Raw genomic sequence first — 22,643 nt, 5'->3', positions numbered from 1 at the left:
AAAGAACAGTCAGAAAAGGTTCGGGAGAATAATCCTGGTGATTATTAATATTCTTCTGATCCTGGCGGCGGTTCTGTCTTCTCTGGTTTATTCCGACCATATCAGGAATGAAAAAACGCAGATGCAGATAGATGCGTTTTGTTCCACTATGGAAGGAATGAAGCAGGTTTCCGGAAACTATCTGAAGATGGAGAAGGGATATGCAGAGAACTGGGCAAATTCCATGAAAGCCTATAATTTCCTTGAGTTTATCCGTTCTTATAATTTCAAGAATTATAACGAGGTAAATGATCTGGAACAGAGGCTGCTGACCACGGATAAGGGGCTGATGATCTATAAGAATTCCAAGGGAGAGGACTGTTACTGGTGAGAGAATGGGAACTGCTTACGGAGATCAGATCATCCGTGGAGTAGCGGAGTGTATTCGTGCAAGTCTCAGAACAGGGGAGCAGGTTTACCGTATTATAGGAGATGAATATCTCGTCTTTCTCCGAACACTGAGGGCGCTTTCTTTCTGCCGTGATATAATCAAATCAAACTGCGAAGCAGTTATTCGGTTATGAGCAAATAGCGGAGCGGATGATTTTATCCGCTTAATCAAGTATGAAATGATGAGAGGAAAAAAATATGGAAAAAAATCTTGAGTTTATCGGGGAACAGTTAAAGAAATTAACTGCAATCCCAAGCCCGTCCAGCTATACGGAAAAGGCGGCAGAGTATCTGATGGAAACACTGAAAGAAATGGGATATGAGCCGGAGCTTTCCAATAAGGGAAATGTGCTCGTGACGATCGGAGGAGAGGGAAATCCGCTGGTCCTAGCATCTCATATTGATACTCTTGGTGCAATGGTACGCTCCATAAAAGATAACGGACGCCTCCGCCCTACAACTCTGGGCGGACATCAGTGGAGAACTGCTGACGGTGAGAACTGTACTGTTCATACGAGAGACGGCAGGGTTTATACAGGGGTTGTGCTGAATACAGAACCATCTGCGCACGTGGCAGATGAGAAAGTGGAACAGACAGAAGAGAATATGGAGATCCTGCTGGATCAGAATGTAGAAAACAAAGAGGATATCGATGCACTGGGAATCCAGGTAGGAGATATCATTGCTATGGATCCGCGGACTGTGATCACAGAGAGTGGATATATCAAGAGCCGTTTTCTGGATGATAAGCTTTCTGCAGCAATCCTGCTGGGACTGGCGAAGGCAGTGAAAGACGAAGGGCTTACACTGCATCGTAAGGTATCATTGCTTTTCACAGTATATGAAGAAGTTGGACATGGCGGAAGCTATGTACCGGCAGATACAGCGGAAATGATTTCTGTAGATATGGGATGTGTGGGTGCTGATCTTGGATGTACAGAGCGTATGGTATCCATCTGCGCCAAAGATTCCGGCGGTCCGTACAATTATAATCTGATCACTGCACTGGTCAATACAGCGAAAGCACATGGTCTGGATTTCGCGATCGATGTTTATCCGCATTATGGATCTGATGTGGAGGCAACTCTCCGCGCAGGATATGACATCAGACATGGCCTGATCGGACCTGGGGTTTATGCTTCACATAATTATGAGAGATCTCATATGGATGGAGTGAAGAATACGTATGAGCTTGTGAAGGCGTATGTGACGGAATAAAAAATAAAGCAGCTGTTCTTTTATATGTTTTTTGGTAATTGGAATATTGGACAGGAACTGCTTTATGAGGTTAAATTACAAAAAATCTGCAGGAGATATCATATAATGGATATCTTATCTGCAGATTTTATTATTTGTGGATATTTATATTAATGAAATTTCCCGTTCCAGATGTGAAATATAAATAGCAATAATATTTTGATATAAAGCTGATTTATTTCATTGCATTCTTAATAGCAGCCAGCAGCTCGTCATATTCTTCATAAGCCGGAATCTCCGGATAATCTGCTTTAATCTTATCTGTGCTACGGAACAGGAATCCTGCCTTGCTTGCCTGGATCATACCGAGGTCATTGTAGGAATCACCGCTGGCGATCGTATCAAATCCGATAGACTGCAGAGCCTTTACAGTAGTTAACTTGGACTGCTCGACTCTCATCTTAAAGCCTGTGATCTCACCATTCTCTGCGACTTCAAGTGTATTGCAGAACAAAGTAGGTCTGCCGAGTTTCTCCATCAGAGGTGCTGCGAACTGTGTGAAAGTATCGCTGATCAGGATTACCTGAGAGAAAGAACGAAGTTCATCCAGAAATTCCTTAGCGCCTGGAAGCGGGTCTATCTTTGCGATAACGTTCTGGATCTCTTTCAGTCCAAGTCCGTGCTCTTTCAGAATTCCAAGTCTCCAGTTCATCAGCTTATCATAATCCGGTTCATCACGGGTAGTTTTCTTTAATTCCGGGATTCCGCTTGCTTCTGCAAACGCGATCCAGATTTCTGGTACTAATACGCCTTCTACGTCAAGACATGTAATATACATAATGATAGTTCCTCCTCTTGTCTGCTTACTGTCCGCCTTTTATCCGTTGACTTATCCGGAATAATAAATTGGGGGATAGTGACGGATAGACAGTAATGTTGTTGACTTTTGCATTTTATCGCTGTACTTAATGAAAATATCTTACCATATTCTTATCGGGGTTGCAATTGCCAAATTGCAAAGAGCGAAGATAGAAAATCCGAGATTTATTGTAAAGTTTTATCCGGAAAATTTTCTCAAAAAGAAGTTGACAATTCATATAAGTATCCCTATAATAGTAAAAAGTTAGGACGCGAACTATTAGGACGCTAACTAATTGAAAAGTTATGAAATTTCCCATCCATAGATTTTGTTATATACAGAGCTTTACTGGTGGGATTTTATCAGCTTAAAGGAGGTGTGAAGTGTGGATGAAGAGTTAAAGATTAAGGTAGAAGATATGCACATGGGAAGACTGATCGGTATTCTTTCTCATCAGATGGCGCGAAATGGCAGTAATCCGTCGATCGTAATGAAATCGGATGAGCTGACTGCGATGCAGAAACATGTGCTGAAGTTTATTCTTCTGGAAACTTTGCACCGAGATCTTTATCAGAAGGATATTGAAGAAGAATTCCAGATACGGAAATCGACAGCAACAGGTACCCTTCAGCTGATGGAGAAGAAAGGTTTTATTTACAGAGAATGTGCAAAGCAGGATGGACGTCTGAAACGGATCATACCGACCGATAAGGCGAAAGATATCCTGCCGGCGATCCTGGAGCATATCGATGAGACAGAACGATGTCTGGAAAGCGGAATTCCGAAAGAAGAAGTAGCGGTGTGCAAGCGGGTGCTGTGGATGATGCACAAGAATCTGGAAGAGATGCAGCGCAAAGAATGTAGCGATGCAAAAAAACAGCAAAGGTAAAAATCATAACTATTAAATATTTCTGCAATTGGCAGACTACGGAATGGTTATGGAAAATTTATAATTAAGGAGGACATCGACAAAGATGAATAAGAAACTTTTACGTTCCGTCCGGGAATATAAGAAGCAGTCTGTACTGGCTCCGATCCTTGTAATCCTGGAAGTATTGATGGAAGTTCTGATTCCGCTGGAAATGGCGAAGATCATCGACGTAGGTATTGCAAACGGCGATATGAGCTATATCATCCAGCGTGGAGTCATCCTTGTTGCCATGGCAATGCTTTCTCTTTTCTTCGGCGTACAGGCCGGAAATATGGCAGCAGTTGCAGCAGCAGGATTTGCCAAGAATTTACGACATGATATTTTTTACAAGGTGCAGGATTTCTCCTTCAAAAATATCGATCACTTTTCAACTTCAGGTCTGGTTACACGTATGACAACAGATATCACCAATGTGCAGCAGGCATATATGATGAGTATCCGTCTCCTTGCCAGAGCACCGTTTATGATTATTCTGTCATGGATCATGACATTGACCATCAATAAACCGATCGCGATGCTGTTCCTGGTTGTGGTTCCGCTTCTGGGCGGTGTACTGATCTTTATTGCAAAGAAAGCACATCCGCACTTTATCAAGGTATTTGATGAGTATGACATCCTCAACAATTCCGTGCAGGAGAACGTAAACGCATCCCGCGTTGTGAAAGCTTTCGTAAGAGAAGATTATGAAGTTGAGAAGTTCCATGGAATTTCCAAATACGTTTACACACTGTTTACCAAAGCAGAGAAGATTGTTGCATGGAACTCACCGGTTATGATGTTTACCATGTATACAGTGATCATTATCATTGTTGCTATCGGTGGAAAAGGAATCGTGTTCGGCAGTATGGAAACCGGTGAACTGACAAGTATCATTGTTTATGCACTTCAGATCCTGATGTCTTTGAACATGGTAACTTTCGTATTTGTTCTGCTGATGATCTCAGAAGCATCCACTGAGCGTATCACAGAAGTTCTGGATGAAGTTCCTGAAATGCAGGACAAAGCTGATACAGTGAAGACGGTAGCTGATGGTTCTATTGACTTCAATCATGTAGATTTCAGCTATGCAGGTGAGGGCGGAAATCTTTCCCTGAAGGATGTAAACCTTCATATTAAATCAGGCCAGACCGTAGGTATCATCGGTGGAACCGGCAGTGCCAAGTCTACTCTGGTACAGCTGATCCCGAGACTCTATGATGTCACAAAAGGTAACGTTCAGGTTGGCGGCGTAGATGTCCGCAACTATAACCTGGAAGTACTTCGTGATCAGGTTTCCATGGTACTGCAGAAAAACGTGCTGTTTTCAGGAAGTATTTATGAAAACATCCGCTGGGGTGATGAGACAGCCAGTGATGCCGAAGTTCAGCGAGTATGTAAGCTGGCGCAGGCAGACGGATTCGTCAATGAATTCCCGGATGGCTACAACACTATGATCGTTCAGGGTGGTAACAACGTATCCGGTGGCCAGAAGCAGCGTCTGTGTATTGCCAGAGCACTTCTTAAGAAACCGAAGATCCTGATTCTGGATGACTCTACCAGTGCGGTAGACACCAGAACAGATGCTCTGATCCGTAAGGCTTTCCGCGAGGAAATCCCGAACACAACAAAGATCATTATCGCACAGCGAGTTTCTTCTATTGAAGATGCAGACCAGATCATTGTACTGGATGACGGTAAGATCGTAGGCGTAGGCGCTTCAGAAGAACTGCTGAAGACAAATGACATTTACAGAGAAGTATATGAATCACAGGTCAAAGGAGGCGGAGACGATGAATAAGAAGAAAAAAATAGATCAGAATACCATCCAAACTGCCAAAAGACTTCTGAAATATATGACAGGAACGCATAAGATACAGTTTGTCATTGTATTTATCTGCATCTTTATCAGTTCCGTAGCAAGTATTGCAGTATCTCTGTCCCTGAAATTCCTGCTGGATGATTTTATCATTCCGCTGATCGGACAGACAGATCCGAATTTCGCAGAACTTTATAAAGCACTTGCAGTACTTGGCAGTATTTTTGCACTGGGTGTAATTGCTACCTTTATCTATACCAGAATGATGGTTTTCATTGGACAGGGTGTACTCAAGAGTGTCCGTGACGATATGTTCGAGCATATGCAGACTCTGCCGATCCGCTACTTTGACCAGAATACAAACGGATCTATCATGAGCCTTTATACCAATGATACTGATACTCTGAGACAGATGATCAGCCAGGCAATCCCGCAGGCACTGATGGCACTGTTTACGATCATTGTTACTTTTATTTCCATGTTACTGTTAAGTCCGCTACTTACGATTCTGGCAGTTGTGATCATCTTTATCATGCTGAAAGTAACCAATAAGATTGGTTCCAACAGTGGTAAATACTTCATCCGCCAGCAGGTAGCTCTGGCAGATGTGACCGGATTCGTGGAAGAACGAATGAACGGACAACGTGTGGTAAAAGTTTTCAACCATGAAGACAAATCAAAGGTAGAATTTGATAAGCTCAATGAGGCACTCTTCGAGAGTTCTGCAAATGCCAATAAATACGGAAACATGATGGGGCCTGTAATTGGTAACATCGGTAACCTGCAGTTCGTACTGACAGCAGTGCTTGGCGGACTTCTCTCTGTAACAGGTGTCGGCGGGATTACTCTTGGTGTTATGGCTTCTTACTTACAGTTTACAAAGAGTTTCACCCAGCCATTCATGCAGGTGGCACAGCAGTTCAACGCTATCGTTATGGCACTTGCAGGTGCAGAACGAATCTTCAAACTCATTGATGAGAAACCGGAAGAGGATGAAGGTTATGTAGAACTGGTTAATGCAAGAAAAGATGCCAATGGTAACATTACTGAATGTAAAGAAAGAACAGGCATGTGGGCATGGAAACATCCACATTCTGCTGACGGTTCTGTTACTTACACAGAATTAACAGGAGATGTCCGTTTCGAAGACGTTACATTCGGATATAATCCGGATAAAGTCATTCTGAAAGACATCAGCCTCTTCGCAAAACCTGGTCAGAAACTTGCTTTCGTAGGTTCTACTGGTGCAGGAAAGACAACCATCACCAACCTGATCAACCGTTTTTACGATATTCAGGAAGGTAAGATCCGCTATGACGGAATCAACATTACCAAGATTAAGAAAGATGACCTGAGACGTTCTCTGGGAATCGTACTTCAGGATACCCATCTGTTTACAGGAACCATTAAGGAAAACATCCGCTATGGTAAACTGGATGCAACAGACGAGGAAGTATACGAGGCAGCAAGACTGGCTCACGCAGACCAGTTCATCAAGATGCTGCCGAAAGGTTATGACACAATGTTAAGCGGAGACGGCGAAGAACTCTCTCAGGGTCAGCGCCAGCTTCTCTCCATTGCTAGAGCAGCCGTAGCCAACCCACCGGTACTGATCCTGGATGAAGCAACATCCAGCATCGATACCCGTACAGAAAGTATCGTACAGAAAGGTATGGACAACCTCATGAAAGGTCGTACTGTATTCGTAATCGCCCATCGACTCTCAACCATCAGAAACAGCGATGCCATTATCGTACTGGACCATGGCAAGATCATCGAAAGAGGCGACCATGAAGACCTCATTAAGTTAAAGGGAACGTATTATCAGCTTTATACTGGTAAGCTAGAACTGTCTTAAGGACTTAGACAGATGGAGGAGTGGTTATCTGGTGAGAGTTGATTGATAATTACTTCTATAATTATTATAAGGGACATAGCAGAATCGATTCTGTTATGTCCCTTAAATTATTATTGCTGTAAAGCCCAAAATGTGCTAATATACTTACAAAGCATTTCATTTCTTTTTTCTGAAAAGGTTTAATGCCTTTCTAATATCATTTCTGCCTTCTGGCAAGTCATTAAGAAATCTCGATGCTTTATTCAGACAACTATAAAAAGCAGGGATATTTTAGAGGCAGGAGACATTATTGCTGATATTATGAATGAGTTCGAGCTTAATGAGAAAGAAGCTAAAGATTATTATAAAGAGGCTCTTGATAAGATTAATGGCGTACAGTCAGAAGAGTAGAATAAGCAGAAATCTGCGACTGCTGTAATATTATTTTAGATTTTAAAGAAAACGGAATAAAGATGCCAGAGTGTATCGAAAAGTCTTGACCGCAATTATCTCAGAACATGAATAATTGCGGTCTTTTTTTGTGCGTACTGCATAGGATTTATATGGAGATATCCAAGGACGGGTCTGGCAATCATGTATAGAAAGGCAGGGAGAGCAGAGTGAAAAAGAAAAAATATGATTGGCCAAAGCGATGTTTAAGTCTTATGTGTGTACTGGTGCTTGTCAGCATGATCATACTGCAGAGCGTTCCGGTCACATATGCATCCGATAATGAAGAAGCCTGGCAAAACACCGGGCAGGATGCGTTTACATCAGAACCTGAAGAGAATGAAGCACCACCTGAAGAAGGAACAGAAATCGGAAACCAACTGGTAGATGGAATTTTCTCCGACGGAGGAGCCGAGAACCCAGTGGAGAATCCAACAGAAGAGGCATCGGATAACAATTCCGAGAACAGTAATCAGGGAAATCCAGATATTTCCCAGACTCCATCCTCCGGATCAGAACAGGAAATCAGCTCAGAAAATCCGGACGGCAAACAGTCAGATCTGGAAGCTAATGCGAATCCTCAGGAGGAAAATGAGGATATCTGGAAAATCAGCATTTCCAGTGCAGATCTGACCGGTGACTACGCAAAGGACATCACAGCAATTGCCAGAACTCAGCTTGGCGTACAGGAAAATAGGGACAACTTTATCACAGCAGAAGATGGAATCGTTCATAACTATTCCCGCTACGGTCAGTGGGCAGGAGATCCATACGAAGAATGGTCCGCAGCTTTTGTAAATTTCTGCGCACACTATGCGAATATTCCGCAACAATATCTCCCTAAGAGCGAAAAAGTATCGCAGTGGGCAGAAATCCTCAATAGCACTTACGGATTAGTGAAAGATGACTACAGTCCTAAAGAAGGTGATCTGGTATTCTTCCAGACAAATATACATGCAGATGGAAACATCCAGATTCAGACAGAAACTCCTGCACATACAGGTATTGTGACAAGTGCAGACACTCAGTATGTGTACACGATTGAAGGAAACTGTGGCGGAGAAGTAAGAAGCCAGCAGTATCCATTAGACGATTCTCAGATTTACGGCTATCTGAATATGGATAAAGTAAAAAAAGCCGCTGGTCTGCTTCCAGAAGAGCTGGAGCCAGCAAACGAAGTTACACAGATTCCGGAAGAGCCGCAGCCAACGGAAGAATTAACACCTACACCTGAAGTGACAGAAGCTCCTTCAGACTCTGCTATGCAGTATGAAGACGAAGATGTCATCATCACGGTAGAAGCAGAACCTGGTGTGATTCCGGAAGGCAGTACATTATCTGTAACTCCAATTGTGTCAGACGAAAATGATGCTGATAAACAGGCTCAGTATGAAGCAGTAGCTGATAAACTGACCGAAAAAGCAGAAAAAGAAGATTATGATCTGGCCGGTTTCCTTGCATATGATATCAGCTTCATCGACGCAGACGGAAATGAAACAGAGCCGTCCGACAATGTAAAAGTTTCCATAAACTATAAAAAAGCACAGGCCCCGGAAAATATTGTCACAGATGAAAATACAGAACTCAAAGTTATGCATCTGGAAGAAAACAGCGAGGGTGAAGTGCAGCAGGTAACGGATTTATCTGATGAAGATATGGAGAATGATTCTACAGAAGCAATAATTGAAGCTGATGATGATCAGAATGTAGAGAAAGTGGAATTCAGTGCAGACAGTTTCTCTACTTTTGCGATTACATGGGTTAGTTCTGGAAGGATATGTTTCAACATTACAGTGCATTATGTAGACGAAGCGAAGAATGAAATTACTGGATCACAAAACAGTAATGTATCAATTACTGGAGGAGAAACAATTAAGTTTTCTGATTATGCAGAGAAAATCAGCGGGTACAAATATATTGGAGCAAGAATTGATGATGGCGAACAAGGAACATATGCAGATTCTCTTACAGCACAAAGATCAGGAAGAATAAGGAAATGCATTTTTAAATGGGGGTCTATGAAGGTTAAGGAACTAAGTTCTTCATCCAATGACACATCGACCAAGACTATAGATGTTTACCTGATATATAGCTCAACATCACACACAAGTACAAAAGCAACACTTTCTCATGATAAATACATTAAAAAAAATGCTGCTAACAACACATACGATATTACTTTAAATGTAGCAGGGACTGTTGGAAGTGAGATTTCAAAAAAGAAACTTGATATTGTTCTGCTCATGGATATATCAGGCAGTATGAAAGGAAGTAAATTATCAGATGCGAAATCAGCAGTCAGAAGTCTGACGGATAAACTGAACGATAGATTGGATAAAATAGATGTCAATTATAAACTGGTTACGTTCAGTAATAGTGCAGATATCCGTACATCAGACTGGGTCTCAGGACCGGATCTCTATGCAAGAGTCACTGGTTTAAGTGCTGATGGTGGAACAAACTATGATGACGGTTTATCAAAAGCAGCTACAGCGGTATCCACAGGTGCAAGAGTAGATGCTGATAAGATTGTTATCTTTCTGACTGACGGAGAACCGACATATTATAATGCTAAAAATGGATATGATGGTCCTGGTAGTTGTGCAAATGAAGCTACGTATAAGGCTGCTATTACTTCAGCAGGGCAGATTGTCTGTGACAGATTTATGGCAATCGGGCTTGGACTCGGGAATGTGGACTGGGAAGATGATGAGTCATTTGAAGGAAGACCATCTACCGGGCAGGAGCTGTTGCAGAATGTAACGGATGCGACGAATGCCACAGTCCAAGATTCAGCAATAGATTTGGAGAAGTCAGAAGAGCTTCCACAGAAATTTAAAGACATTGCAGAGGACATTCTGACCTTCTATTGCAAGAATGTCACGATAACCGATACATTAAGCCAATACGTAGATGTAACAGATACCAGCAAAATCGAGCTGAAAATAGCGAAAAGAACAGACAGCGCATACGCACAGCAGGGTGACACCGTTCAGATCGATCTGACAGATGAAAATCTGCTCAGTGAAAATGGAAAATCAGTGACAGTAAACGGTGAGGTACTTGGCACTGTGCACTATAACGCACAGAATAAGCAGATAACCTGGAGTCTGGGAGAAGATTATCAGTTAAAGAAAGATCTGTATTATTACCTGACAATTACAAATGTACAGCCTAACAGGACAGCAGAAACTTCCTATTTAAATAATGGGGGAAACTATGGCAACAGCATTGGAGATGCGAATACGGATGCAAGTGAAGATGGATTCTATGGAATCTCAGGCGAAAATTCATCCGGAAAACCAGGTTTTCCATCCAACAACACTGCAACGGTAACATATACAGAAACAAAAACAAATCAAACAGACACACAAAATTATGCAGATCCGGTTGTTCAGGTTGATCCGAACAAATTGGAGAAGCAGGTAACGTTTTCAAAGGTTTGGAAAGACGGCAGTAATTATAAAGAGACAAGAAAAGATATCATTGAACTGAAAGTGCAGTATCAGCCCGAAATCGCAGGAACAGAAGAATCCTGGCAGGATTATACAGGCAAATATAACATTGGAGAGAACGAATATTCCAATGAGAATTTCTTCATGTCCGCTTCTAATGTAGATTCAGAGCATTCTGATACATGGAAGGTTACGATCACGAAATTGCCCGCATATCTTACCGCAGGCGATACAAGTGTCCTTGTCAGATATCGTGTAACAGAAGTGAATGTGCCAGAAGGCTACACAATGGAGCAGACATCCGATTCAGAGGTTACCAATACTCTGAACTGGAAAATCATAAAACAGGATTCTGAAACAAAACAGGGACTTAGCGGTGCTGAATTTGAACTGCGGGACAGCAGCAATACACTGATCGCTACCGGCGTATCCCAGCAGGAGTCAGACAATACAGCACTAGGGGAAATAACATGGACTTTCAGCAACAGCAAAATTACCAAATTCAGTGAGTTGTCAAATGAAGAGATTTATACATTAACAGAAACAAAAGCCCCATCCGGATATGTGATCCACAGTAATGCATGGAAATTGAAATTCCAGGATGGTGTTCTGAGAAATGTAGATAATGGCGCTTCCATTGAAAAGAATGACAGCTCCAATGAGGTAATCTGCTATATCGGAAATGCCCGAGTCTATGAACTTCCAAACTCCGGCGGTTCCGGAATATATATGTTTGCAATCAGTGGTGCAGCATTGATGACAACTGCGCTTCTGTTGTTAATAAACAATAAGTGGAAGGAGGACAAAGCAAGGGTCAGCAGTAACTGATGATTAAAAAGATATGGTAACTGTTCAGTAATTCGCAAAACAGCAGATTGCTGAACAATTACAGGACATCAATAACACACTTTCAGAAAAGTAGCGGAAAACATGAAATCGATACATGCGAAAGGAGAGAATATTGATGAAGAATTATTTGAAAAAAATTGGCGCACTTTTGATGGCGGTTATTATGGTAGTAACGATGTGCGTGACAGCATTTGCAGCTGATTCAGAAACAGGAACAGATCAGCCGGCACAGCCAACGGTAAAGACAGCAACCGGAACTGGGTCGGACAGAGGTGTAATTACAGCAGAAGGAATAAAAAAAGAGTCGGGTATTACGGTCTACGCATATCAGATTGTAAAAGCAGACTATGATGAGACAAATGGAAACTTTACGGGTTATTCAAATGTTTATAAAAAGTCAGACGGCAGTGATTACATCTCAACTATTACAAGTGCTGATCCTGCAACACTGTCAGCTCTTGCACAGGTAGTTAAAAGCGACTCTATGGTTCCAGATAGCAGATATCCGATGAAGGCAGATGCGACCGGAGAAGTTTATACTGCTACCGTACCAGTAGGAAGCTATCTGGTTTTAGTAGAAGGAGCGGAAGCTGTCTCCTATAACGTAGCAGTTGTTTCCGTATTCTATACAAATCAGGCTGGTACCACAATTATCAGTGAGGGAAAAGTAAACTATCTTTCCGAAGGAAATACCTGGGTAAAGAGAAACGATAAACCTGAATTAACCAAGAAAATCGTTGAAAGCGATAGTGAGAAAGATCACAACAGCGCAAACATCGGCGATACAGTTAATTATAAGATGACAATTGACCCTGTTCCAGACTACAGAGGAAAGTATCCAAGATTAGACGTAGTTGATACCTTAAGCAAAGGCTTAACTTATAAAGATGGTTCTCTGAAAGTATATCTTGCAGGAACAGGAGATGATGGAAAAGAAACAAAAACAGAACTTACAGAAGGTACAGCATATGTAAAAACAATAGGAAATTATGATGCGAATAATGGTACAACAATTACGGTTGATTTTGTAAAGCATGAAGCTGGAAAAGATGATCAGTACCTGTTAACTTCTTATGCTGGCAGAAAAATCATCATTGAATATAGCGCAGTATTAAATGAGAATGCAGAGCTCAACGAACATGGAAATAAGAACAGTGCAACATTAAATTATTCCAAGGACTCTAACACAAACAATGCAGATGGTTCTGATATTAAGAACACCTATACTTATACTTTTGACATTAAAGGAAGCACAGAAGGAAATACTTCCTTGACAGACAAACTCATTGTGAAAACGGGCGAAGATGAGTGGACAAAGGAGGATGGCGATCAGCATATAACTGATAAGAAACCACTGGCAGGAGCAGAATTTACATTATATACAGATGCAGATTGCACAAAAGTATATTCTAATAAGAAAACTGACGGCACAACATATTTTAACGGTGTGACAACATCAGACACAACTGGTCAGCTTAACATTTATGGCCTCTCATTTGGTACTTATTATCTGAAAGAAACAAAGGCACCTGGAGATTATACTCTGAACTCACATGTATTCAAGATTGAGATCGCAGCCGGAGAATGGAACTCCGACAATACTCTGAAGAGCTGGACGATTACAATTGATGGTAAGACTACAAATACATTTGTAGCTACGAGTAAAACTGTTGAAATTAATGGAACTACTACCAAGGTGATCAATCCAACAGAAATCAAGAACACCAAAACAGCAGAACTCCCATCCACAGGTGGAATGGGCACCTATCTGTTTACAATCACAGGTGTAATGATCATGGCAGCAGTAGCAGGAATGTTCCTTGTAAGCCGCAGAAGAGACCGTGAGAATCAGCTCTGATGTGAGCAATATCTGGAACGCTGTATAAAATGGTGGTGTCTGCGTCAGCAGGCATCACCGTAAATAAATAGAACAACAGTATGGAGAACCCTATGAGTGATAAGAAAAAGAAACTTAGAATCAAATATATCGGATTTTCTCTGCTGTTTCTCGTAGGTCTGTCCATATTGCTGTACCCGATGATCAGCAGTGCCTGGAACAAACGCAGGGCCGGGCGGCTGATCACAGAATATAGCAGTTCAGTTACAGCGGATACAGACAAAAAAGAAACAGACAGTATATGGAAAAATGCGCAGGAATATAACGAACAGCTTGAACAGGAAAGCGTTCCGGATGCATTTTCCGTAAGGGACGGAAAAAGGGACAAAAAATATGAAAGCCTTTTGAACTTCAATGGAGATGGAATGATGGGTTCTGTAGAAATTCCTGTAATAGATGAAAATATTCCTCTTTATCATTATACAACAGACAAAACTCTTTCTAAAGGAGCCGGTCATCTTTTCGGAAGCAGTCTTCCTGTTGGCGGACCGGGGACTCATTGTGTCATTTCTGCACACAGAGGTCTGCCAAGTGCGAAACTCTTTACAGACCTGAATTTGTTAAAGGAGGGAGATGTATTCTATTTACATATTCTGGACAGAACACTCGCTTATGAGGTAGATCAGATTCTTACTGTTCTTCCAGCTCAGACAGATTCTCTGGGAATCACCCCGGGAAAGGATTATGTAACACTGGTTACCTGTACCCCTTATGCTGTGAATACGCACAGACTGCTGGTAAGAGGACACCGCATCACAGTAGAGGAGGCCGGACAAATCGAAAAAACAGAAAGCAGGATCAGTGGATTTCATAATCCCAACCCTGTCATTCTGACCCTTTGTGTAATAGGTGGAATTGTTCTTGCTGTAATTTTTGTGACAATAGTTGACCGTCTGGAAAGCAGAAGATTCCGCAGGAATTAGAACATGGAAAGAAAGAGACGAAAAAGAAATAAAAAAATCAAGTATCTGATCATGCTGATACTGTTTCTTATTGGAGCAGGGATTTTTCTTTATCCTACTATCAGTGATATGTGGAATCAATATCGAAATGTCAGGCTGATCACAGAGTATGATACGTCAGTAACTGATCTGTCAAAAAGCGAATATGCCAGATTATGGAAAGAAGCGAAGGAATATAATGCAGAACATCCGGTGAATTCCATTGTGGATGCTTTCGATGAGAGTGATCAATATGTTCTGACTCATCCCTATGATCAGGTTCTTGACCCGGATGGAAACGGTCTGATGGGAAGTATTGAGATTCCTAAGATCAATGTAAAAATTGCCATTTACCATGGACTTGGGAGCGATATTCTTGAGAAAGGAGCAGGACATATAGAAGGAACCAGTCTTCCAATAGGAGGAAAAAACACGCATGCAGTGCTGGCTGCACACAGAGGTCTCCCGGGGGCAAAACTCTTTACGGACCTCGACCAGATGGAAATCGGAGATAAATTCTATCTGCATATTCTGGGAAAAACACTGGCTTATAAAGTAGATCAGATCAAGACAGTCCTTCCTGATCAGACAAAAGCGCTGGATATTGTAGAAGGAGAAGATCATGTAACCCTGCTGACCTGTACTCCATATGGAGTCAACACACACAGGCTTCTTGTAAGAGGAATCCGAACCAGATATGTGGAAGAGGAAAATGAAAAAAGTGAAACAGTCCCACAGAAACTTGCACAGACAGATCCTGTGAAACTGATGAAATCAGGTCTGTTAATATTTATATTGCTGGTGGGTGGATTATGGATATTTTTACATTACAGAGACAGGAAAAGACAGGATAACAGAAGCAATCATTCATAAATTTAAGCAAGGAGGCATAATGCGATGAAAAACCTATTCCGTAATATTCTGACTTCCCTGATGCTGATGACAGTGCTGATATCTGCACTGCCAATAACAGGGCTGACCTTTGTCAGAGCAGACACCTACATTTCCAACAGGCAGGGAAGCATTCAGGCTATACTGATGTCCCAGGCAGACAGCAGCGGAAAGCAGACTCCCTATCCCGGCATCAGTATGAAACTTTATCAGATAGGAAATGCGAGTGAAAATAACGGAAACGTAAACTTCACTCTGGATTCCCGCTTTGCAGTCTCCGGCATTACAATGGATTCACTTACAACTGCGGACAAATGGGCAGCTGCAGCCCAGACCCTGGCAGGTCTCGCCGGTTCTTCAGGAATAAATGCCATAGAAGGAACCTCTGATGCGCAGGGTCAGATCCTTTTCAACAATCTGGAACAGGGTGTCTACCTTCTGGTGCAGAACAGCGGTCAGGACCGGCTCATCATTTCACCGTCCCTGCTCACCGTACCTTTACAGGAAAACGGTCAGTGGATTTATGATGTAAAAACCTATCCGAAATTTATTCCGGACAATATCAAAGAAGACATCAGCGTGACAAAACGCCTGTATTCAGTAACAGAGGATTCTCAGATCATTCCTCTTTCAGCAGAAGACGCTACATTTAAGATTGGTCTTTACACAGATAAAGAAGGAACCATTCCATTCCGGGATGATTATGAGCAGGACATTAACATCAAGGGCACCACAAGCGGAACCGCAGTCTGGAAAGATGTTCCGGCAGGCACCTATTACGTATTTGAACTTGATGAAAAAGGAAAACCGATCGCAATCAACCAGCAGGTCTATGTAGATGAAGAGAATTCCTGGATGTACAACGTAAAAGATGCAAACGAAGATGAAAACAACCAGATTATCGTAAGCAGATCCGGTTCATCCGGAAACATGTATGTAGACAACTACTTCTACTATCTGCCGCACGGCTACTATCAGAACTGCACCATTAAGATCAGCAAAAATGTCCTGAAAGACGGAAAGAAGACAACTGTAGATGATACCTTCTACGCAGGAATTTTTGAAAAAGACAGTGATGGACTTCTGATCCTGGTAAGTAATGTAGAACTGGAACAGAATGATACCATAGAGTTGAACATCCAGCTTCCGGAAGAAGATATCCCGGAGGAGATTACCTACACAATTAAAGAAACCGACAAGAACGGAACCCCTGTAAGCAAAAAGAAATTTCCATATACAGTCAGCGGAGAAGGCGAGATCACTCTGAAAGAGAGCGATGGCTATGAGGGAGAGGTTACACTGACCAACAGCCTGTCAACCGTTACTCCGACCGTAACGCCGGTCAATAACCAGCCGTCACAGAATAATAATACTTCTGTTACAGTACATCAGACTACCAGCACAAATGTGACCTCACCAAAGACTGGAGACAATACCAAGATCATACTGTGGACTGTGATCCTGGCAGCAGCTGCAGCAGGAATCGTGATCGCCTACAACAAAATTACAAAAAACAAGTAATTACGACAGGTTCTGACACATAAAGCGAGTTTCGAAAATGTATTACTAAATTTGTGCAGAATTTTATACAAAATTTAATACTTTTGGACTGGACGTGTAAAATGGGTTGTGGTAGAACACAAACAAATCAAAGATGTTGAAGCATGAAAAACGAATAAGAGGGGCAAACCTGATGAGAGTCAGGGACGCAAAGCTAGGAGCCTTCAGGAACAGAAGACACAACATTTAAGATAATTACGACATAGCAAATGTGTGAAAAAGGTAGTTCGGTTGCAATTATTCCCATTAAGGGAATAATTGCAGCTTTTTTATTTCATATAAAACTACTCTGTAATGATTTTATAAAAAAAAATATGGGCTTCAACTGGAAATTTAAGGAATAGACTGACAGACAATGTCAGATATCCTGAGAATGAAAAAGGATATAACAAAATGACTGAAAAAGAATTGCGGCGTCTGAGCCGTATGGATTTACTGGAAATGCTTCTGGAGCAGAGTAAAGAAGTAGAGCAGCTCCGGGCAGAACTGGAAACAGTTAAGAAGCAGCTGGAAGACCGCAGGATCATGGAACAGGAAGCAGGTTCCATCGCAGAAGCAGCACTCAGACTGAATAAAGTTTTTGAAGCAGCACAGCAGGCTGCAGACCAGTATCTGGAGAATATCCGTACTCAGGCGGAGATTTCACAGAACGGAGAGACAGAGAATGAAGCAGAATAAGAAGAGAAGAGAAATCACTTCTATGCCTTCGGTAGAACTGCTGGAAAAAGAAGTAAACCGTAAGAAATATCAGAAGCGGTATTTTGCAGTACTCCGCAATACGATCTATACACTGCTCACAGTAGCAGCTGCGGCAGTTCTTGTGGCAGTACTGGTTTTACCGGTGCTTCAGATTTACGGAAGTTCTATGACACCTACCTTACATGAGGGGCAGATCGTAGTTTCGCTGAAAGGTTCGGATTTCAAACAGGGCGATGTGATTGCCTTCTATTATAATAATAAGATTCTGGTGAAGCGACTGATCGCAGGACCGGGAAGCTGGATCAATATTGACAAAGACGGAAACGTCTATGTAGATGACCAGCTGCTGGATGAACCGTATATGGCTGGTAAGGAGAAAGCACTTGGCGATTGTAACATCGAGCTTCCATATCAGGTTCCTGACGGACGCTATTTCGTAATGGGTGATCATCGTTCCACATCAATAGACAGCCGAAATACAGCAGTAGGCTGTGTGGCAGAAGAACAGATTGTCGGAAGGATCGTATTCAGCATATGGCCGCTGAACACGATCGGTAAAGTTTCATAAGCTGACCGAAAGGTCAGAACACAGAGGAGAGGGAGGAAGATGAGATATGAAAGAGTCTCTGCTCAGGCAGGCAGAGAAATTAAAACAAAAGAATCATGATCATAAATGCTGGCAGAAAGCAGTCAGCATTCTTGCATGTGTGGTTGTGTTCTGTACAGTATATGCGCTGATTCTTCCTGCTGTTACAATGGAGAAAACCGCATACTGCGGAAAAGAAGAACATACACACACAGAGGATTACGTTAAGATTCCGGATGGATTCTATATGGAAAGACTGCTGTGGATTGAGAAGAAGGTGCTCAAAGACGGCAGTGAGATTACTGCAGATGATACCTTCTATGCAACAGTTAATGAAGTAAATCCAAATACAGGTGATGAGACAACGCTTATAACTGTTGAGCTGACTCAGAACGATAAAGTTATGGTTTCCTTCCCTGTAACTGATTTGGAAGATGTAGATACAGTACATACATACAGGGTATTTGAGTCTGACGCAGATGGAAATCCGGTTGATAAGAGTACGTTTGGATATGAAGTAGGTGGTGAAGGCAATATTGAATTCGTTGACAGTGATGATAATGAGAAGACGATCACCATCACGAATACAGTGATCACGACTACACCGGACGTAACGCCAGGCGTCACACCGGGTGGCTCTACATCAACAACACCGAAGAAAGTCAAGACAGGAGATAACACACCGATCGTTATGTGGATGGTGGTTCTGTTTGTAGCTGCTGCGGCGGTTGGATTTGTGATCGGACGTAAACGGAAGAAATAAATATAATGGTTAAAGAAGAGCATTGCTTTCTGAAGATTAAGAGGTTTTCAGATAGCAATGTTCTTTTTGGTTGACAATGTTAGACAATTGTTCTAAAATACTTAGGAACCGAAGTAATGATCAAATGAGATAAGTATGACAGATTTTATATTGCAGAAGTAAATGTGATTTAGAGAGAAAGGATGTGAAATATATGCAGACAGGAAAGATGATCAATCAGATTTCCAACCGGCTTCGCAGGAGGTCCCGTGCAGTACAGGAAGCTATTGGGATCAGTGGGGCGAAGGGGAATATTCTGAATTATATTCTGGTGGAAGCGGAGACGCACTCGGTTTACCAGAAGGAAATTGAGAAGGAATTTGGCCTGCGGCCATCTACTGCGACAGAAGTGCTGAAGAATCTGGAGAAAGACGGGCTGATCTGCCGTGTTCCGGAAGAGCAGGATGGGCGGTATAAGAAGATTATTTTTACAGAGAAAGCCGAAGCGATCAGAGAGACTTTGAAAGTTGAGATTGAAGGGTCAGAGCGTTTGCTGCTGGATGGAATTTCGGAGGAAGAGAAGCAGGAATTTCTGAGGATCGCACAGAGGATGCTTGAGAATCTGGATCGATAGGATCATATTAGACAGGAGTGATAAAAAACAATGGATGAAAATGAATTAATGAGCAGTATGAAGGTATCGAAAGCTGTAGCAAAAATGGCGATTCCAAGTGTGATCAGCAGTCTGGTCACAGTCGTCTACAATATGGCAGATACCTTCTTCGTAGGTCAGACCGGTGATCCTTTGCAGGTAGCTGCGGTCAGCCTGACAAATCCTATCTTTATTCTGCTGATGGCTTTTGCCAATATGTTCGGAATGGGTGGAAGTGCAGTGGCATCTATGGCGATGGGAGAGAAGAATGATAAAAGAGTAAAGAATACATCTTCCTTTGTGACTTGGGCATCGTTGGCAGTTGGTGTTGTGTTTGGGCTGATCCTGATATTCTTTATGCAGCCAATTCTTCACTTATTTGGCGCAAATGAACAGACTTATGCGTTTGCAAAAGGTTATACGTTACATATCTCTTATGGTGCACCGTTTATCATCTGGTCTGCTGCGGCCAGTTTTGTAGTCCGCGCAGAGGGCGCCAGCAAGGAAGCGATGATCGGAAGCATGATCGGTACAGTGGCAAATATCGTGCTGGATCCTGTATTTATCAGTGGTTTTGGAATGGGGGCAGCAGGTGCGGCTATTGCCACAACAATTGGAAATATTCTTGCAAGTATTTACTATATCTGGTATTTCCTGAAGAAAAGCAAATGTTTTTCAATCAGTCTGAAGTACTTTACAGTTAAGAATCAGGTCATGTCCAGAGTATGTTCCATTGGACTTCCGACGGCAATCTTTTCCGCATTAATGAGTGTTTCTACAATCGTGCTGAACCAGATCCTCGTTGCATATGGAAATGCACCAGTTGCTGCGATTGGAATTGTATTTAAAGCAAATATGTTTATCACATTCCTGCAGATGGGCCTGGCAAATGGTGTGCAGCCGCTGTTTGGTTATAACTATGGATCAGGCGACAGGAAACGTTTTATAGAAGTGGAACGATTTACAAAGAAGTGCTGTCTGATTGTAGGAATCCTTGCGACTCTTCTGTTCTTTGTCCTGCGTCAGCCAATCATTCGGATGTTTATCAGTGATGAAGAGGTTATTTACCATGGAGTGAAGATGCTTATCGCATATATGCTCTCCGGACCAGTGATCGGAATCCTTTTTGTAAATATGAACTGCATGCAGTCTGTAGGAGATGCCCTTCCTGCAACAGTACTGTCTGTACTCCGTCAGGGTGTGCTTCTGATCCCGTTACTGTATCTGCTGAATGCAATTCTGGGACTGAATGGTGTAATCTATGCACAGGCACTGACTGATTATGTGGCAGTAATATTATCCATTTATCTGTGGAAACGGAAGAAAGATAAGATGAGTATGGAATAATGTATTGTTTGTATACGTAGAAATAAATGGTGACATAATGGACTGACACCATTGGCACTAATCTGGCACCATTTATATTATTGAGAAAACGTAACGTCTGCGGGCGTTGCGTTTTTTGCGTTATGATGCTATGATTTGAAAAAAGATTTTAACCGAAAATTGTAAAGAAGTTATTCGGTTATGAGCAAGTAACTGATTTGAATTGTTATGTAAATAAAAACTATAACAGCAAAGGAGAGACTGGAAATGGTAAAAGTAGACTTAATTACAGGGTTCCTTGGTTCAGGGAAGACGACGTTTATCAGAAAGTATGCACAGTATTTGATGGATACAGGAAATAATATAGGAATTCTGGAGAATGATTATGGGGCTGTGAATGTGGATATGATGCTACTTCAGGATCTGATGGGAGATAACTGCGAGTTGGAGATGATTTCCGGTGGATGTGATAAGGACTGCCACAGAAGACGTTTTAAGACGAAGCTGATCGCTATGGGGATGTGCGGATATGACCGTGTGATCGTGGAGCCGTCGGGGATTTTTGATGTGGATGAGTTCTTTGATATTCTTCATGAAGAGCCGCTGAACCGCTGGTATCAGATTGGGAATGTGATCGCGATCGTGGATTCTAAGCTGGAGAGTGATCTGTCAGATGAGGCGGATTTTATTCTGGCTTCGGAAGTGGCAGATGCCGGATGTATTGTGATGAGCAAGAGCCAGGATGCAACGCCGGAGGAAATCCAGGGGACGATTGAGCATGTGAATTGTGTATTGGAAAAGGTGCATTGCAGCAGGAGATTTGGAAAAGATTTTGATGGCAGTGTTGAAGCAGGAGTTACCAACAATGTTATCCACAAAAACTGGGATGAGATGTCGAAAGAGGACTTTGACCGGATTGCATCTTGTGGATATGAGATGGCAAGCTACCGGAAACCGGAGTTTGAGGCAGAGGATGCATTTACTTCTCTGTACTTTATGAATGTAAAAATGGCGGAAAAAGAGTTACGGGAAGCCGCTGAGAAAATCCTGTCTGATCCAGCATGCGGACATGTGTTCCGTATGAAAGGATTTATGAGAGTAGATGACGGGGAGATTTCTGAAAAGGCTGATCAGACGCAGGAAAATGGGCAGCATTGGATTGAATTAAATGCGACTAAGAATGAAATTACAATTCGCCCGCTCCATGTAGGACAGGAGGTTCTGATTGTGATTGGTGAAGGGCTGCAGGAGGACAAAATCAAGTCGTACCTGAAAATTTGAATAACTGCGCGTCGCATTCTTGTTACTTCCAGTGATGAGTTAGACGCGCAAATTTTTTTACAAAACAACAGAACAAATGTTTACATAAACCAATACATATGGTATAATATTTATATGGAAAAAGATATATTTAATATAGATAAAAATAAACTTTCATATGGTAGGGGATATGTCTATTCCTTGCAGTATCATCTTGTCTGGTGTACAAAATATAGAAAAAAGGTTTTAAAAAACGGAATCGATACAGAATGCAAAGAAATGTTACA

General features: G+C 42.0%; 19 protein-coding genes and 1 riboswitch. Of the genes, 18 read left to right on the top strand and 1 reads right to left on the bottom strand.

Features of this window, described 5'->3' with window-relative positions:
* Positions 1-37: 37 nt before the first annotated feature.
* The 3 genes from KQI87_RS00275 (at position 38) to KQI87_RS00265 (ending at position 1,647) form a co-directional block, all read left to right on the top strand.
* Positions 38-370: a hypothetical protein gene (locus KQI87_RS00275; RefSeq protein WP_216458400.1), complete on the top strand. Its 333-nt coding sequence runs from the start codon at positions 38-40 to the stop codon at positions 368-370.
* 4 nt (positions 371-374) lie between these two features.
* The gene (locus KQI87_RS17435; RefSeq protein ID WP_216458399.1) at positions 375-563 is read left to right on the top strand and encodes a diguanylate cyclase domain-containing protein; all 189 of its coding nucleotides are present in this window, start codon (positions 375-377) and stop codon (positions 561-563) included.
* Positions 564-627: 64 nt separating this feature from the next.
* A complete protein-coding gene (locus tag KQI87_RS00265) occupies positions 628-1,647 on the top strand; it encodes a M42 family metallopeptidase (RefSeq protein ID WP_216458398.1) in 1,020 nt (339 codons plus the stop codon).
* Positions 1,648-1,861: 214 nt separating this feature from the next.
* On the opposite strand, the gene thrH is transcribed toward KQI87_RS00265, so the two are convergent.
* Complete coding sequence (thrH, locus tag KQI87_RS00260; protein WP_216458397.1) at positions 1,862-2,464, bottom strand: bifunctional phosphoserine phosphatase/homoserine phosphotransferase ThrH; 603 nt, start codon at positions 2,462-2,464, stop codon at positions 1,862-1,864.
* Between the two features lie 406 nt (positions 2,465-2,870).
* On the opposite strand from thrH, the gene KQI87_RS00255 reads away from it, so the two are divergent.
* From KQI87_RS00255 to KQI87_RS17080, 15 genes are all read left to right on the top strand, one after another.
* Positions 2,871-3,374 carry a MarR family winged helix-turn-helix transcriptional regulator gene (locus tag KQI87_RS00255; protein WP_294693155.1) on the top strand — a complete coding sequence of 168 codons (504 nt, stop codon included), beginning with the start codon at positions 2,871-2,873 and terminating at the stop codon, positions 3,372-3,374.
* An 85-nt stretch (positions 3,375-3,459) separates the two neighbouring features.
* Positions 3,460-5,193, top strand: a complete 1,734-nt coding sequence (locus KQI87_RS00250) for an ABC transporter ATP-binding protein (RefSeq protein ID WP_216458396.1) — start codon at positions 3,460-3,462, stop codon at positions 5,191-5,193.
* Positions 5,186-7,069, top strand: coding sequence for an ABC transporter ATP-binding protein (locus KQI87_RS00245; protein WP_216458395.1), 1,884 nt, complete (start codon positions 5,186-5,188; stop codon positions 7,067-7,069). Before KQI87_RS00250 ends, KQI87_RS00245 begins: the two co-directional genes overlap by 8 nt.
* Positions 7,070-7,668: 599 nt before the next feature.
* Positions 7,669-11,781 (top strand): DUF7604 domain-containing protein, encoded by a 4,113-nt coding sequence (locus KQI87_RS16895; RefSeq protein ID WP_216458394.1) that lies wholly within the window; start codon positions 7,669-7,671, stop codon positions 11,779-11,781.
* A gap of 136 nt (positions 11,782-11,917) precedes the next feature.
* Positions 11,918-13,660: a SpaH/EbpB family LPXTG-anchored major pilin gene (locus KQI87_RS00235; RefSeq protein WP_216458393.1), complete on the top strand. Its 1,743-nt coding sequence runs from the start codon at positions 11,918-11,920 to the stop codon at positions 13,658-13,660.
* 92 nt (positions 13,661-13,752) lie between these two features.
* Positions 13,753-14,622, top strand: a complete 870-nt coding sequence (locus KQI87_RS00230; protein WP_253292278.1) for a class C sortase — start codon at positions 13,753-13,755, stop codon at positions 14,620-14,622.
* 3 nt (positions 14,623-14,625) lie between these two features.
* The gene (locus KQI87_RS00225) at positions 14,626-15,513 is read left to right on the top strand and encodes a class C sortase (protein WP_216458391.1); all 888 of its coding nucleotides are present in this window, start codon (positions 14,626-14,628) and stop codon (positions 15,511-15,513) included.
* A 24-nt stretch (positions 15,514-15,537) separates the two neighbouring features.
* The gene (locus KQI87_RS00220; RefSeq protein WP_216458390.1) at positions 15,538-17,052 is read left to right on the top strand and encodes a hypothetical protein; all 1,515 of its coding nucleotides are present in this window, start codon (positions 15,538-15,540) and stop codon (positions 17,050-17,052) included.
* 152 nt (positions 17,053-17,204) lie between these two features.
* Positions 17,205-17,330: riboswitch (cyclic di-GMP riboswitch) on the top strand.
* A 154-nt stretch (positions 17,331-17,484) separates the two neighbouring features.
* On the top strand, positions 17,485-17,769 hold the full coding sequence (locus KQI87_RS00215; protein ID WP_216458389.1) for a DNA repair protein: 285 nt from the start codon (positions 17,485-17,487) through the stop codon (positions 17,767-17,769).
* Complete coding sequence (lepB, locus tag KQI87_RS00210; protein WP_216458388.1) at positions 17,756-18,358, top strand: signal peptidase I; 603 nt, start codon at positions 17,756-17,758, stop codon at positions 18,356-18,358. Before KQI87_RS00215 ends, lepB begins: the two co-directional genes overlap by 14 nt.
* Before the next feature lie 46 nt (positions 18,359-18,404).
* The gene (locus KQI87_RS00205) at positions 18,405-19,139 is read left to right on the top strand and encodes a hypothetical protein (RefSeq protein ID WP_216458387.1); all 735 of its coding nucleotides are present in this window, start codon (positions 18,405-18,407) and stop codon (positions 19,137-19,139) included.
* 193 nt (positions 19,140-19,332) lie between these two features.
* Positions 19,333-19,752 carry a MarR family winged helix-turn-helix transcriptional regulator gene (locus KQI87_RS00200; protein ID WP_216458386.1) on the top strand — a complete coding sequence of 140 codons (420 nt, stop codon included), beginning with the start codon at positions 19,333-19,335 and terminating at the stop codon, positions 19,750-19,752.
* 30 nt (positions 19,753-19,782) lie between these two features.
* Positions 19,783-21,117, top strand: a complete 1,335-nt coding sequence (locus KQI87_RS00195) for an MATE family efflux transporter (protein WP_216458385.1) — start codon at positions 19,783-19,785, stop codon at positions 21,115-21,117.
* A gap of 246 nt (positions 21,118-21,363) precedes the next feature.
* On the top strand, positions 21,364-22,377 hold the full coding sequence (locus KQI87_RS00190) for a GTP-binding protein (protein WP_216458384.1): 1,014 nt from the start codon (positions 21,364-21,366) through the stop codon (positions 22,375-22,377).
* Positions 22,378-22,491: 114 nt separating this feature from the next.
* Positions 22,492-22,643: transposase (locus KQI87_RS17080; protein WP_216458472.1), on the top strand; the 152-nt coding region annotated here is incomplete at its 3' end.

The organism is Blautia sp. MSJ-9 (assembly GCF_018919065.1).
GTDB lineage: Bacteria > Bacillota > Clostridia > Lachnospirales > Lachnospiraceae > Blautia_A.
This window is presented reverse-complemented; position numbering and strand designations above follow the sequence as displayed.

Coding starts and splice junctions, on each gene's coding strand:
- KQI87_RS00205 (WP_216458387.1), top strand. CDS start 18,405: ATGAAAGAGTCTCTGCTCAGGCAGGCAGAGAAATTAAAACAAAAGAAT.
- KQI87_RS00215 (WP_216458389.1), top strand. CDS start 17,485: ATGACTGAAAAAGAATTGCGGCGTCTGAGCCGTATGGATTTACTGGAA.
- KQI87_RS17435 (WP_216458399.1), top strand. CDS start 375: ATGGGAACTGCTTACGGAGATCAGATCATCCGTGGAGTAGCGGAGTGT.
- KQI87_RS00195 (WP_216458385.1), top strand. CDS start 19,783: ATGGATGAAAATGAATTAATGAGCAGTATGAAGGTATCGAAAGCTGTA.
- KQI87_RS00245 (WP_216458395.1), top strand. CDS start 5,186: ATGAATAAGAAGAAAAAAATAGATCAGAATACCATCCAAACTGCCAAA.
- KQI87_RS00265 (WP_216458398.1), top strand. CDS start 628: ATGGAAAAAAATCTTGAGTTTATCGGGGAACAGTTAAAGAAATTAACT.
- KQI87_RS00200 (WP_216458386.1), top strand. CDS start 19,333: ATGCAGACAGGAAAGATGATCAATCAGATTTCCAACCGGCTTCGCAGG.
- lepB (WP_216458388.1), top strand. CDS start 17,756: ATGAAGCAGAATAAGAAGAGAAGAGAAATCACTTCTATGCCTTCGGTA.
- KQI87_RS00230 (WP_253292278.1), top strand. CDS start 13,753: ATGAGTGATAAGAAAAAGAAACTTAGAATCAAATATATCGGATTTTCT.
- KQI87_RS00190 (WP_216458384.1), top strand. CDS start 21,364: ATGGTAAAAGTAGACTTAATTACAGGGTTCCTTGGTTCAGGGAAGACG.
- thrH (WP_216458397.1), bottom strand. CDS start 2,464: ATGTATATTACATGTCTTGACGTAGAAGGCGTATTAGTACCAGAAATC.
- KQI87_RS00250 (WP_216458396.1), top strand. CDS start 3,460: ATGAATAAGAAACTTTTACGTTCCGTCCGGGAATATAAGAAGCAGTCT.
- KQI87_RS00220 (WP_216458390.1), top strand. CDS start 15,538: ATGAAAAACCTATTCCGTAATATTCTGACTTCCCTGATGCTGATGACA.
- KQI87_RS00225 (WP_216458391.1), top strand. CDS start 14,626: ATGGAAAGAAAGAGACGAAAAAGAAATAAAAAAATCAAGTATCTGATC.
- KQI87_RS00235 (WP_216458393.1), top strand. CDS start 11,918: ATGAAGAATTATTTGAAAAAAATTGGCGCACTTTTGATGGCGGTTATT.